Raw genomic sequence first — 13,122 nt, forward strand, 5'->3', positions numbered from 1 at the left:
GGGTTCTTTATCAGGCTGCCTTACCGAATCAACCCATCCAGCGGCGAAGACGCGCTGGCATAGAGTTTTCTGGGCATACGGCCGGCGAGGTAAGCCATACGACCGGCAATCACTGCGTGCTTCATGGCTGCGCCCATCAGGATCGGGTCCTGAGCGTGAGCGATGGCAGAATTCATCAACACCGCCTCACAGCCCAGTTCCATGGCGATGGTGGCGTCGGAAGCAGTGCCGACACCAGCATCCACCAGCACCGGCACTTTGGTTTCTTCCAGGATGATCTGCAGGTTGTACGGGTTGCAAATACCCAACCCGCTACCGATCAGGCCAGCCAGCGGCATGATCGCGATACAGCCGATTTCAGCGAGTTGACGCGCAATGATCGGATCATCGCTGGTGTAAACCATCACGTCGAAGCCTTCCTTGACCAGCACTTCGGCGGCCTTGAGGGTTTCGATCACGTTCGGGAACAGGGTTTTCTGATCCGCCAGCACTTCCAGTTTGACCAGATTCTTGCCGTCGAGCAGTTCACGGGCCAAGCGGCAGGTGCGCACCGCCTCAATGGCGTCGAAGCAGCCCGCCGTGTTCGGCAGGATGGTATAGCGATCCGGCGGCAGGACATCCAGCAGGTTCGGCTCGCCCGGGTTCTGGCCCAGATTTGTCCGGCGTACTGCGACGGTGACGATCTCGGCACCCGACGCTTCGATGGCCAGACGGGTCTGCTCCATATCCACGTATTTGCCGGTACCCACCAGCAGGCGCGACTCGAAAGTCCGACCGGCCAGAACAAACGGCTTGTCGCTGCGAACATTGCTCATTGGAAATCCTCTTGGAAGTTGAGGTCTTGCAGTTGAATCAGGAAACGTCGAAGCCTAGCCGCCGCCAATCGCGTGGACGACTTCGACCTGATCGCCTTCGTTCAAGGCCGTAGTCTCATGCTGGCTACGCGGCACGATATCCAGGTTCAGCTCGACTGCGACACGACGCCCGACAAGATCAAGGCGGGTCAGCAATGCCAGAACGGTCGCGCCGTCGGGCAATTCAAAGGGTTCACCGTTCAACTGAATGTGCATGCGCGGGAGCAGCCATCATTTTTGGGGGCGAGCATTCTAGCCCGATCAGCCGGTATGACCAAGGTAAAGCGATGTGTGGGAGCAGAGCTTGCTCGCGATAGGGACGCCGTAGATATCAGGTCCACCGCGTGCAGGCTTATCGCGAGCAAGCTCTGCTCCCACATTGACATCATTCAATTCAAAAACGGGTTGATCAAACCCCACCCAGTCGCCACGCGGTCAAGCCCAGCAACGCCCAGCCCACCAGAAACGCCAGCCCACCAAATGGCGTGATGATGCCCAATTTGCTGATGCCGGTCAGGGTCAACAGATACAGGCTGCCCGAAAACAACACAATCCCCAGCGCAAACGAGAAACCCGCCCAGGTCATGAGCCTGCCCGGAAGCTGAGCGGCAAGCACCGCCACGCCCAGAATCGCCAACGCGTGGATCAGTTGATAGAGCACGCCAGTATGGAAAATCGCCAGATACTCAGGGCTCAGGCGGTTTTTAAGGGCATGCGCGGCAAAGGCTCCGAGGGCAACGCCGGTAAAACCGAAGAACGCTGCCAACATTAAAAAGCTACGAACCATAACTAACTCCGTTCAAAAATCGTCCAAAGGCGCACGGTCTGTATAATGGCCCGCTCAACGGGTTCGGCCAAGCCATCTCTATGCTGCGTTCACTAGTACGTCGTCTTATCAAAGCCCTGCTCCTGTTTGCTGCGGGCAGCGTGTTGCTGGTCCTGATCTTCCGCTTCGTGCCGCCACCGGGCACGGCGCTGATGGTTGAGCGCAAGGTTGAATCGTGGGTCGACGGCAAGCCTATTGATCTGCAGCGCACCTGGCAGCCATGGGACAAGATTTCCAATGACCTGAAGGTCGCGGTTATCGCGGGCGAAGATCAGAAGTTCGCTGAGCATTGGGGCTTTGATGTTGAGGCCATTCAGGCTGCCATTGCCCACAATGAGATGGGCGGCTCTATTCGCGGTGCCAGCACCCTGAGCCAGCAAGTCTCCAAGAACCTGTTTCTGTGGTCGGGCCGCAGCTATCTGCGCAAAGGCCTGGAAGCGTGGTTTACCGGGCTGATCGAAATCCTTTGGTCCAAGCAGCGGATCCTCGAGGTCTACCTGAACAGTGTCGAGTGGGATGACGGCGTGTTCGGCGCTCAAGCGGCAGCGCAGCATCACTTCGGCGTGAATGCCAGCGCCCTTTCGGTGCAGCAGGCCAGCTATCTGGCAGCGGTGCTTCCCAACCCCCGCGAATGGAGCGCCAGCCGTCCAACCAGTTACGTCGCAGGCCGCGCCAGCTGGATTCGTCGGCAGATGCAGCAGTTGGGTGGAGATGATTACCTGCTGGGTTTGAATAACAGCCGTAAGCTCTGACAGGCGGACTCGAACCGGTAGGAGCGAATTCATTCGCGAACGGCTGCGCAGCAGTCGCAAATCTGGCGACCCGACTCCAGCACATGTATCGGGTAGCAGGTTTTGCTGCCGCTTCGCGCCAGTTCGCGAACAAGTTTGCTCCTACCGAGGCCGTTAAGAAGCCGGGATGTTATCCATCTGGACGCGCCCTGGATTCTGTAGGAGCTGCCGAAGGCTGCGATGGCAGTGTGTCAGTTTAAACGCTTCGCAGCCTTCGGCAGCTCCTACAGAAATGCATTCCAGTTTTGATAGACATCAGCATCAAAACAAACAAACAAACAAACAAAAACGCCCCGACCGGTTTCCCGGTCAGGGCGTTTCTTTATCGACGAACCGTTATTACGCGGCTATCGACAACTTGAGCTTGTTCATCGCGCTTTTCTCAAGCTGGCGAATACGCTCGGCGGAGACGTTGTACTTCTGCGCCAGGTCATGCAGCGTCGCTTTCTCTTCAGCCAGCCAGCGCTGATAGAGGATGTCACGGCTGCGGTCGTCCAGCACTTCCAAAGCCTGATGCAGATTGGCAGTGGAGTTGTCAGTCCAGTCGGAATCTTCCAACTGACGTGCCGGATCGTAACGATGGTCTTCCAGATAGTTCGCTGGCGACTGGAACGCGCTGTCGTCGTCGGCTTCAGCAGCCGGGTCGAACGCCATGTCGTGACCGGTCAGACGACTTTCCATCTCCCGCACTTCACGCGGCTCAACGCCGAGGCTTTCAGCCACGCGATGAACTTCTTCATTGTTCAGCCACGCCAGACGTTTCTTCTGGCCACGCAGGTTGAAGAACAGCTTGCGCTGGGCTTTGGTGGTCGCGACTTTCACGATGCGCCAGTTACGCAGGATGAACTCGTGAATTTCCGCCTTGATCCAGTGAACAGCGAACGAAACCAGACGCACACCCATTTCCGGGTTGAAGCGTTTAACGGCCTTCATCAGGCCGACGTTACCTTCCTGAATCAGATCTGACTGAGCCAGGCCGTAACCGGAATAACTGCGTGCGATGTGCACAACAAAACGCAGGTGGGCGAGGACCATCTGCCGAGCCGCCCCCAGATCCTGCTCATAATAGAGACTCTCAGCCAGTTCACGCTCCTGCTCAGGGGTCAGCAAAGGAATGCTGTTCACCGTGTGCACATAGGCTTCCAGGTTCGCACCCGGGACTAAGGCATACGCAGGTTGCAAAGAAGTGGTCATACGAAATGTTACCTCCGTCACATGACTCGTGCAGTTCAGCACTGCGAAATTGACTCGGGAACCGCTATACAAGTTCCCTGTATAAAAAAGTCAATACATGAAGAAAAATTTACCGAGGTGCCAGCTCTCTCAAATGGCGTGCTACTGCAATCCAGGCACCGATATACCCTAACAACACCGCTCCAAGCAAGAGTGATAGACCATCGGACGCTGGAACGCCAGCCAGAGAAAAGTCACTTCCGTACAATCCGGCCAGTCCAATTACCGCGTCGTTGAGCCAGTCCAGCCCGAAAGCCAACACACCCCAAGACAGAAAACCTGCGCCAAGCCCATACAATGCGCCCATATAAAGGAAGGGACGCCGTACATAACTATCGGTGCCGCCTACCAGCTTAATGACTTCGATTTCGGTGCGGCGGTTCTCGATGTGCAGACGAATGGTGTTACCAATCACCAGCAGCAATGCCGCCACCAATAACACGGTCAGGCCAAACACAAAGCGGTCGCCCAACTTTAGAATCGCCGCCAGACGCTCAACCCAGACCAGGTCCAGTTGCGCCTGCTCGACGTTGGGCATGCCTGCAAGTTGAGTCCGCAAGGCCTCTAGCGCAGGTTTGTCCACCTCATCCGGAGTCACCAGCACGACGCCCGGCAGCGGGTTTTCCGGCAATTCCTTGAGCGCTTCACCCAAGCCGGATTGCTGCTGAAACTCCGCCAACGCCTGTTCCCGGCTGATGTATTCAGCCTCGGAGACGCCTGGCATCAGACGAATTTCGTTACGTAATTTTTCGCCCTCGCTGGCGCTGGTATCCAGCTTCAGGTAGATCGAGATTTGTGCAGCGCGCTGCCAGGAACCACCCAACCGCTCGACATTGTTGAGCAACAACGACAAGCCCATGGGCAGACTCAAGGCAATCGCCATCACCAGACAAGTGAAGAAGCTGCCGATCGGTTGCTTGCCCAAGCGACGCAAGCTGTCGATCAAGCTTGAACGATGCGCTTCCAGCCAGGCGTTGAACAGCGTACCGAAGTCTGGACCGTCATCGTCATGGCTGTTTTTTGACTTTTTCGGAGCAGGATCGGCGGCTTTCGGCGATACGCGCTCGGAAACCTTAGGGGAACGTGTGGCACTCATACCCCAGCCTCCCCGTCACCGATGAGGCGACCGCGTTGCAGAGTGAGCATTCGGTGACGCATACGGGCGATCAGCGCCAAATCGTGACTGGCAATCAGCACGCTGGTGCCGAGGCGATTAATGTCTTCGAATACACCCATGATTTCCGCTGCGAGCCGTGGATCGAGGTTACCGGTGGGTTCATCCGCGAGCAGCAAAGCGGGACGATGCACAATGGCGCGAGCAATGCCGACCCGTTGTTGCTGGCCGGTAGACAGATCGCCGGGGTACAGCTCGGCCTTGTCGGAAAGAGCCACGCGCTCCAAAGCGGAGTCCACGCGTTTCGTGACTTCCAGCTTGGACAAACCAAGAATCTGCAGCGGCAACGCGACGTTGTTGAAGACCGTACGATCAAACAGCAACTGGTGATTCTGGAACACCACGCCGATCTGGCGGCGCAGAAATGGAATCTGTGCATTGCTGATCTGACCAAGATCCTGCCCCGCCAACAGCAGTTTGCCGGTGGTCGGACGCTCCATGGCCAGCAGCAGGCGCAGCAAGGTGCTTTTGCCCGCGCCGGAGTGGCCGGTCACGAACAGAAACTCGCCACGACGCACTCGAAAGCTCAGCTCATGCAAGCCGACGTGTCCGTTCGGATAGCGTTTACCGACCTGTTCGAAACGAATCATGTGCGCTCGCGCTCCGCAAACAGGGCCTGAACAAACGGCTCGGCCTCAAAAGTACGCAGGTCATCAATGCCTTCGCCCACGCCGATATAGCGGATAGGCAGATCAAACTGTTTGGCGAGCGCAAAGATCACGCCGCCTTTGGCCGTACCGTCCAGCTTGGTCAACGCCAGACCGGTCAGGGACACCGCCTGGTGGAAATGCTTGGCCTGACTGATCGCGTTTTGGCCGGTACCGGCGTCCAGCACCAACAGAACTTCGTGAGGTGCTTCGGCGTCCAGTTTGCCGATGACCCGTCGCACCTTCTTCAATTCTTCCATCAGGTTGTCTTTGGTTTGTAGACGACCGGCGGTGTCAGCGATCAGCACGTCGATACCGCGGGCCTTGGCGGCCTGCACAGCATCGAAGATCACCGAGGCGGAGTCGGCACCGGTATGTTGAGCGATGACCGGAATCTTGTTGCGCTCGCCCCAGACCTGCAGTTGCTCGACGGCAGCGGCGCGGAACGTGTCACCGGCGGCGAGCATGACTTTCTTGCCTTCCAGTTGCAGCTTCTTCGCCAGCTTGCCAATCGTGGTGGTTTTGCCCGCACCGTTGACGCCGACGACCAGAATCACGAAAGGTCTGTGCGACGCGTCGATGACCAGCGGTTGCTCAACCGGTTTGAGCATTGCCGCCAACTCTTCCTGCAGCGAGGCGTATAACGCCTGGGCGTCGGTGAGCTGCTTGCGTGCCACTTTCTGGGTCAGGCTGCGGATGATCACACCCGTTGCCTCGACGCCAACGTCGGAGGTCAGCAGGCGGGTTTCAATCTCTTCCAGCAGATCATCGTCGATCGCTTTCTTGCCCAGGAACAGGCTGGCCATACCTTCGCCAATGCTGGCGCTGGTTTTGGACAAACCTTGTTTGAGGCGAGCAAAGAAGCCAGCCTTGGTCGCTTCAGGCTGAGCAGCAACAGGCGCTGGCGGGGGTTCGATGATGGGTGCAACAGCTGCAGCAGCGGCCGGAGCCATGGCAGCAACCACGGGAGGAACAACCGGCTCAGGTTGCGGCTCGGGTTCTATCGCAACCGGTTCTGGCTCTGGCTCTGGCTCTGGAGTGATGGTCGATTCCGGCTCGGCAATCGGCACGTCAATACGAGGCGACTCAGGCTGCGGTTCAACCGGATCGGCAACAGGCGCAATCGGTGGCGTAACGTGCAGCTCGTACTCATTGACCAGCGCGACAGGCTCTTCGGCGACCGGCAAGGTCAGCCAAGGCTCTGGCGTCGGCTCGCCCGGCTGAACCTGTTCCACGACAGGCTCAACAGCGATTTCGTGCGCAGGCTCGGGCGTCAATGCCGGAGCAAGCTGCGGCTCAGCCGTCAGCGGAGTCGATTCAATCACCGGCTCCGGCGCTGCTGTGGATAAGTCTTGAGGCTGTTCGGCAGTGGTTTCCTGCGGCTTTTTGCGCAGCCATCCGAACAGGCCTTTCTTCTCACCAGCCGGGGCTGGGGTCTTCTTGTCGTCGTTGGAACCAAACATGGAGGACGGCTATCTCAAGGTAGCGACGCGCCAGAGCGGCGCCTCTGAAAAATTCTGATATGCGAAACAGACTACATTTGAGTCTGCTTGTTCATCTGCTGGCCAAGCATAATCCGCAGTTTCCTGTAGGAGTGAGCTTGCTCGCGATAAGGCTGGAACAGCCTTCTGGCTGATTTGAATTCAAACCCTTTTGCCAGCGCTGCGCACTGGATCGCGAGCAAGCTCACTCCTACAGAGGTCTTTGCCGATCTCCAACCCGCGCATTCCTGCATCTTTGTCATGGTCGCAGAGCAAACAGGCCGCTATCCTAACACCCCCGCGCCCGTGGACGCTAAGTTCAAACGGGCCGTCTTACAGGTTCAAATTACGAATGAATGCTCTAGCCCGCCGTGCCGCAGGCCTGCTGTTCGGCACAATTTGTCTGCCATTCGGCGCAATGGCCGCCGATCCGCAACCTACTCATGAATTCACCCTCGACAATGGCCTGAAGGTCATCGTTCGCGAAGATCACCGCGCGCCGGTTGTAGTGTCGCAGGTCTGGTACAAAGTGGGTTCCAGCTACGAGACCCCAGGCCAGACCGGCTTGTCCCACGCCCTTGAACACATGATGTTCAAAGGCAGCTCGAAAACCGGTCCAGGCGAAGCGTCGCTGATCCTGCGGGATCTGGGCGCCGAAGAGAACGCATTCACCAGCGACGACTACACCGCCTACTACCAAGTGCTGGCGCGTGATCGTCTGGCCGTGGCCTTTGAGCTGGAAGCTGACCGCATGGCCAGTCTGAAGCTACCGGCTGACGAGTTCAGCCGCGAAATCGAAGTGATCAAGGAAGAGCGCCGCCTGCGCACCGACGATAAGCCGACGTCCAAAGCCTTCGAGCGCTTCAAGGCCATGGCTTATCCAGCCAGCGGCTATCACACGCCAACTATTGGCTGGATGGCTGACCTTGAACGCATGAAGGTCGAAGAGCTGCGCCACTGGTATGAATCCTGGTATGTACCGAACAACGCCACGCTGGTGGTAGTAGGCGACGTCAAACCCGACGAAGTCAAAGCCTTGGCTGAACGTTTCTTCGGGCCGATTGCGCGCCGTGACGTACCGCCTTCGAAGAAGCCGCTGGAGCTGGCCGAACCTGGCGAGCGCCGCATCACTCTGCATGTACAGACTCAGCTGCCGAGCCTGATGTACGGCTTTAACGTGCCAAGCCTGGCCACCGCCGAGGATCCGCGTTCGGTCAACGCACTGCGCCTGATCGCAGCTTTGCTGGATGGCGGCTACAGCGCGCGCATCCCGACGCGCCTTGAACGCGGTGAAGAGCTGGTATCAGGCGCAGGCTCGAACTATGACGCCTTCGCCCGGGGCGACAGCCTGTTCATGATCAGCGCCACGCCCAACACTCAGAAGAAGAAAACCCTGGCTGACGTCGAAGCCGGCATCTGGCGTTTGCTCAACGAGCTGAAAACCAAGCCGCCAACCAACGAAGAGCTGGAACGCGTACGTGCTCAGGTAATCGCGAGCCTGGTCTACGAGCGCGACTCGATCACCAGTCAGGCCAGCACCATTGGCGAACTGGAAACCGTCGGCCTGTCGTGGAAGTTGATCGACGAGGAACTGGCCGCGCTGCAAAGCGTGACTCCGGCAGACATTCAGAAAGCCGCCAGCACCTATTTCACCCGTGAGCGCCTCAGCGTTGCGCACGTTCTACCTGAGGAGAAAGCAAAATGAGTGAGCGCAACGGCCCACGTAAGATGCTGTTTGGCCTGCTGTTGACCACCAGCCTCGGTGTTTTCGCTGCCCAGTCGGCACTGGCTGAAGAAGCCGCCAGCGACGCCGCGCCCGCACGCCCGGCTCTGGAGTCCTTGAAAGAGCTCGACGGCAAGGCGCCGGCGCGCCGCAGCCTGGATATTCAGACCTGGCAAACCGCAGAGGGCGCTAAAGTCCTGTTCGTCGAAGCTCACGAGTTACCGATGTTTGATATGCGCCTGACTTTCGCAGCAGGCAGCAGTCAGGATCAGAACCTGCCGGGCGTCGCGGTGCTGACCAACGCCATGCTCAACGAAGGCGTGAAAGGTAAGGATGTAACCGCTATCGCTCAGGGCTTCGAAGGCCTCGGCGCAGACTTCAGCAACGGCGCCTATCGCGACATGGCAGTGGCTTCGATTCGCAGCCTGAGCGCGACGGACAAACGCGAGCCTGCGTTGAAGTTGTTCTCCGAAGTGGTGGGCAAGCCGACCTTCCCTGCCGACTCACTGACTCGCATCAAGAACCAATTGCTGGCCAGCTTCGAATACAAGAAGCAGAACCCGGGTTCGCTGGCAGGCGAAGAGCTCTTCAAGCGTCTGTACGGCAACCACCCTTATGGTCATCCAAGCGAAGGCACTGCCGAGTCCATCAAACCGATCACTCTCGCGCAGCTAAAAGCGTTTCACGCCAAGGCTTATGCGGCAGGCAACGCGGTGATTGCGCTGGTGGGTGATCTTTCCCGCGACGAAGCGCAGGCCATCGCTGCGCAAGTCTCGGCATCGCTGCCTAAAGGCCCGGCATTGGCGAAACTGCCAACCCCTGCCGAACCCAAGGCTGGCGAAACGCACATCGAGTTTCCTTCGAAACAGACTCACCTGATGCTCGCCCAATTGGGCATCACGCGTAACGATCCTGACTATGCGGCACTGTCGCTGGGCAACTCGGTACTCGGCGGCGGTGGTTTCGGCAGCCGTTTGATGACTGAAGTCCGTGAAAAACGCGGCCTGACGTATGGCGTCTCTTCGGGCTTCACCCCGATGCAGACTCAGGGCCCGTTCATGATTGGCCTGCAGACCCGTGCGGAACTGAGCGAGAACACCCTCAAGCTGGTGCAGGACATCGTCCGCGACTTCCTCGCCAACGGCCCGACTCAGAAAGAACTGGACGACGCCAAGCGCGAATTGACCGGTAGCTTCCCGCTAACCGCGGCCAGCAACTCGTCCATCGTTGCGCAACTGGGCGCCATCGGCTTCTACGACTTGCCGCTGACCTTCCTCGAAGACTTCATCACTCAGTCGCAGAGCGTGACTGTCGAGCAAGTCAAAGAGGTGATGAACAAGCACTTGAGCGCTGACAAGATGGTGATCGTCACCGCCGGGCCGACCGTGGCGCAAAAGCCGCTGCCGCCGCCCACCGACAAACCTGCTGAACGCCCTCTCGGGGTCCCGGAGCATTAATGGCCAATCCACGCCCTAAGGGCCATAACGGCCTGGGTCAACTGCGCATCATTGGTGGCGAATGGGGCAGTCGCAAGCTGACGTTCCCCGACGCCCCAGGTCTGCGCCCGACACCGGATCGCGTCCGCGAAACCCTGTTCAACTGGCTGGCAATGGACATTGCCGGTGCCAAAGTGCTGGATGTCTTCACCGGCAGCGGCGCGCTGTTCTTCGAAGCGCTGTCGCGTGGCGCGAGTAAAGGCCTGGCGCTGGATAACAGTGCCGCAGCGATTGCCAGCCTGCGTCAGAATCTGAGCATGTTGAATTGCACCACCGGTCAGGTCACACAGGCCGACTCGCTGCGCCATCTGGAAACCCAGACCGCCGAGCCATTCGATGTGGTTTTCCTCGACCCGCCGTTCCACCAGAATCTGCTGGCTTCGGCCTGCGCGCTGCTGGAATCACACGGCTGGCTGGCGGAAAACGCGTGGATCTACACCGAAAGCGAAACCCCGCCATCGACCACCGGTTTGCCGGGTAGCTGGCGTCTGCACCGGGAGAAAAAGGCCGGGCAGGTGTACTACGCGCTGTGGCAGCGTGGGTAACAGATAGTGGCGTTCTGAATTAATCTGTGGGAGCTGAGCTTGCTCGCGATGCGGGCGCTGCGATTTATCAGGCAAACCGCGTTGTCCTTATCGCGGGCAAGCCTCGCTCCCACAGAGAATGCGATTGATCATTGAGCTTGCAGTGAACATAGAATATCCCACAGTTTCAGGGCAATCCTTCACCTCAGGCCGTTTACACACCACCTATCCACAGTGGCGACCACTCAGCAGCAACTTCCTTACATCACTCGCCACTTGTGGCAACGTACATCGATACGCAACCCGCCGAGAGAGGACAATCGTGCTCACACGCCCAGCTAAATCCTCCTTCGCCAATCGCTTCATTCCCGCATCAGGCCTGGGCAATCCCCATCTGCAGACCTTATGGGGCCCGCTATGGCGAAGAAAAAATCGAATCGAACGACAACGTGAGCGTATCTGGCTGGCCGATGGGGACTTTCTCGATCTTGACTGGTTTGGCCCGCATGAGCTGAACACTCCACTGGTGCTGGTGCTGCACGGCCTGACCGGCTCATCGAACTCGCCTTATGTGGTCGGCTTGCAAAAGGCGATCGCTCTGGAAGGTTGGGCCAGCGTCGCACTGAACTGGCGAGGGTGTTCCGGTGAGCCGAACTTACTGTCGCGCAGTTATCACTCCGGCGCCAGCGAAGACCTCGCGTCAGTCATTGCCCACCTCAGAGCCAAGCGCCCCTTGGCGCCGCTTTACGCGGTGGGTTACTCACTGGGCGGCAACGTGCTGCTCAAATATCTGGGTGAGTCGGGCGAGAACAGTGATCTGCAAGGCGCAGTGGCCGTGTCCGTGCCGTTCCGGCTGGATGAGTGCGCCGACCGCATTGGCATGGGCTTTTCCAGGGTCTACCAGCGGCATTTCATGCGCGAAATGGTTACGTACGTAAAGGACAAACAGCGTCACTTCAAGGACGAAGGGATCAGCGAAGGGCTGGCTGAATTGTCCGCACTGGGATCGCTGGAAAACATGCGCACGTTCTGGGATTTCGATGGCCGGGTAACCGCCCCCCTGCATGGATTCGCCGACGCCAAGGATTACTACCGCCGCGCGTCCAGTCGCTATTACCTGGGAGACATCCGCACACCGACGCTGATTATCCAGGCGGCAGACGATCCGTTCGTGTTCAAGCACAGTCTGCCAGAACCGGAAGAACTGTCTGCCAGCACCGAGTTCGAGCTACAGGAAAAAGGCGGGCACGTAGGGTTCGTCGACGGCTCGCTGAAGAATCCCGGCTATTACCTTGAGCGGCGGATTCCGTTGTGGCTGACGAGTGCTCATGGGACAGGGCTTTAGCTCACATCAATCTCAGGCTTGAAACCCATATCTAAGGTAGGAGCGAACTTGTTCGCGAGGCAGCGTCCCTGAAGAAACGCGTCAAACCCTCTCGCCAACAAGTTGCCTCCTACCTTCAAGCGGTAACATGGCAATCTGTACAGAAAACTGTGTTACGCCCCCGTCGCAACCTCACGCCCCGGATCGGTAATCCACTCACTCCACGACCCCGCGTACAACGCCCCCAGCGGATAACCCGCCAGACACAGCGCAAACAGGTTATGACACGCCGTCACACCAGACCCGCAATAGGCAACCAGACTCTCTGGTGGGCGTCCCTGAAGCTTTTCGGCGAAGCGTTGCTTGAGTTGCTCAACCGGTAAAAAGCGACCGTCCGGGCCGAGGTTCTCGTTGAACGCCGCACATTGCGCACCGGGAATGTGTCCGGCAACCGGATCAATAGGCTCCACTTCCCCGCGAAAGCGAGCTTCGGCACGGGCATCGATCAGGGTCAGCCCTGGTTTATTGAGACGTTTCTGCAATTGATCGGCACTCAACACCAGAGAGTCATCAGGCTGGCCCTTAAAATTCCCCGGCTCTTTGCCCGGAGGATCAAGGCTTAACGGCAAACCTGCAGCGTGCCAGGCCTTCAGCCCACCATCGAGAATAAATACTCCGTCACGCTTGCCCAGCCAGGCCAGCAGCCACCAGGCCCGAGCAGCGAAAGCGCCAGGTCCGTCGTCGTACAGCACGATATCGCTGTCGGCGTTAATGCCCCAATACTGCAAGCGCTCAACCAGCTTATGTGGATCTGGCAAAGGATGACGACCGGTTTTCCCCTTGCTGACCGGACCGCTGAGATCACGCTCCAGATCGGCGAAAGACGAGCCGTCGATGTGCCCGTCAGCATAGCTGCGCTGGCCGTAGGAGGTATCTTCCAGAGCAAAACGACAATCGAGAATCACCAGCCCCGGCTGTAGCTGGCGAGCGGCCAACCGCTGCGGGCTGATCAGTTGCGCGATAGGCATGACAAGCTCCTGTGGACAATT

The 13,122-nt window shown here is 58.5% G+C and carries 13 protein-coding genes; 5 read left to right on the forward strand and 8 right to left on the reverse strand.

Annotation, left to right across the window (positions count from 1 at the left end):
* Window positions 1-20 precede the first annotated feature (20 nt).
* The 3 genes from RX972_RS07660 to RX972_RS07670 form a co-directional block, all read right to left on the reverse strand.
* Window positions 21-815 (reverse strand): thiazole synthase, encoded by a 795-nt coding sequence (locus RX972_RS07660; RefSeq protein ID WP_027899704.1) that lies wholly within the window; start codon window positions 813-815, stop codon window positions 21-23.
* 54 nt (window positions 816-869) lie between these two features.
* A complete protein-coding gene (gene thiS / locus RX972_RS07665) occupies window positions 870-1,070 on the reverse strand; it encodes a sulfur carrier protein ThiS (RefSeq protein WP_027899703.1) in 201 nt (66 codons plus the stop codon).
* Window positions 1,071-1,263: 193 nt separating this feature from the next.
* Entirely contained in the window at window positions 1,264-1,641 is a 378-nt protein-coding gene (locus RX972_RS07670) for a DUF423 domain-containing protein (RefSeq protein WP_027899702.1), read from the reverse strand.
* A gap of 80 nt (window positions 1,642-1,721) precedes the next feature.
* On the opposite strand from RX972_RS07670, the gene mtgA reads away from it, so the two are divergent.
* Window positions 1,722-2,432, forward strand: a complete 711-nt coding sequence (gene mtgA / locus RX972_RS07675) for a monofunctional biosynthetic peptidoglycan transglycosylase (protein WP_099269144.1) — start codon at window positions 1,722-1,724, stop codon at window positions 2,430-2,432.
* Between the two features lie 378 nt (window positions 2,433-2,810).
* Here the strand turns inward: mtgA and rpoH are convergent, their stop codons facing one another.
* From rpoH to ftsY, 4 genes are all read right to left on the reverse strand, one after another.
* On the reverse strand, window positions 2,811-3,665 hold the full coding sequence (gene rpoH / locus RX972_RS07680) for an RNA polymerase sigma factor RpoH (RefSeq protein WP_027899700.1): 855 nt from the start codon (window positions 3,663-3,665) through the stop codon (window positions 2,811-2,813).
* Between the two features lie 109 nt (window positions 3,666-3,774).
* Entirely contained in the window at window positions 3,775-4,800 is a 1,026-nt protein-coding gene (gene ftsX, locus RX972_RS07685) for a permease-like cell division protein FtsX (RefSeq protein WP_027899699.1), read from the reverse strand.
* On the reverse strand, window positions 4,797-5,468 hold the full coding sequence (gene ftsE / locus RX972_RS07690) for a cell division ATP-binding protein FtsE (RefSeq protein ID WP_027899698.1): 672 nt from the start codon (window positions 5,466-5,468) through the stop codon (window positions 4,797-4,799). The genes ftsX and ftsE overlap by 4 nt, the downstream gene beginning before the upstream one ends.
* Complete coding sequence (ftsY, locus tag RX972_RS07695; protein WP_316873783.1) at window positions 5,465-6,988, reverse strand: signal recognition particle-docking protein FtsY; 1,524 nt, start codon at window positions 6,986-6,988, stop codon at window positions 5,465-5,467. The genes ftsE and ftsY overlap by 4 nt, the downstream gene beginning before the upstream one ends.
* Before the next feature lie 370 nt (window positions 6,989-7,358).
* Here ftsY and RX972_RS07700 point away from each other — a divergent pair, with 370 nt between their 5' ends.
* The 4 genes from RX972_RS07700 (at window position 7,359) to RX972_RS07715 (ending at window position 12,094) form a co-directional block, all read left to right on the forward strand.
* Window positions 7,359-8,711 (forward strand): pitrilysin family protein, encoded by a 1,353-nt coding sequence (locus RX972_RS07700; protein WP_316873785.1) that lies wholly within the window; start codon window positions 7,359-7,361, stop codon window positions 8,709-8,711.
* Window positions 8,708-10,186, forward strand: coding sequence for a M16 family metallopeptidase (locus tag RX972_RS07705; RefSeq protein WP_027899694.1), 1,479 nt, complete (start codon window positions 8,708-8,710; stop codon window positions 10,184-10,186). Before RX972_RS07700 ends, RX972_RS07705 begins: the two co-directional genes overlap by 4 nt.
* Complete coding sequence (gene rsmD / locus RX972_RS07710) at window positions 10,186-10,770, forward strand: 16S rRNA (guanine(966)-N(2))-methyltransferase RsmD (protein ID WP_122397923.1); 585 nt, start codon at window positions 10,186-10,188, stop codon at window positions 10,768-10,770. The genes RX972_RS07705 and rsmD overlap by 1 nt, the downstream gene beginning before the upstream one ends.
* A 301-nt stretch (window positions 10,771-11,071) precedes the next feature.
* Window positions 11,072-12,094 carry a hydrolase gene (locus tag RX972_RS07715; RefSeq protein WP_316873788.1) on the forward strand — a complete coding sequence of 341 codons (1,023 nt, stop codon included), beginning with the start codon at window positions 11,072-11,074 and terminating at the stop codon, window positions 12,092-12,094.
* Window positions 12,095-12,246: 152 nt separating this feature from the next.
* Here RX972_RS07715 and RX972_RS07720 read toward each other — a convergent pair whose 3' ends face one another.
* Entirely contained in the window at window positions 12,247-13,101 is an 855-nt protein-coding gene (locus RX972_RS07720; RefSeq protein WP_316873790.1) for a sulfurtransferase, read from the reverse strand.
* Window positions 13,102-13,122: the final 21 nt, after the last annotated feature.

It is taken from the genome of Pseudomonas syringae group sp. J309-1 (assembly GCF_032582135.1).
Classification (GTDB): domain Bacteria; phylum Pseudomonadota; class Gammaproteobacteria; order Pseudomonadales; family Pseudomonadaceae; genus Aquipseudomonas; species Aquipseudomonas quasicaspiana.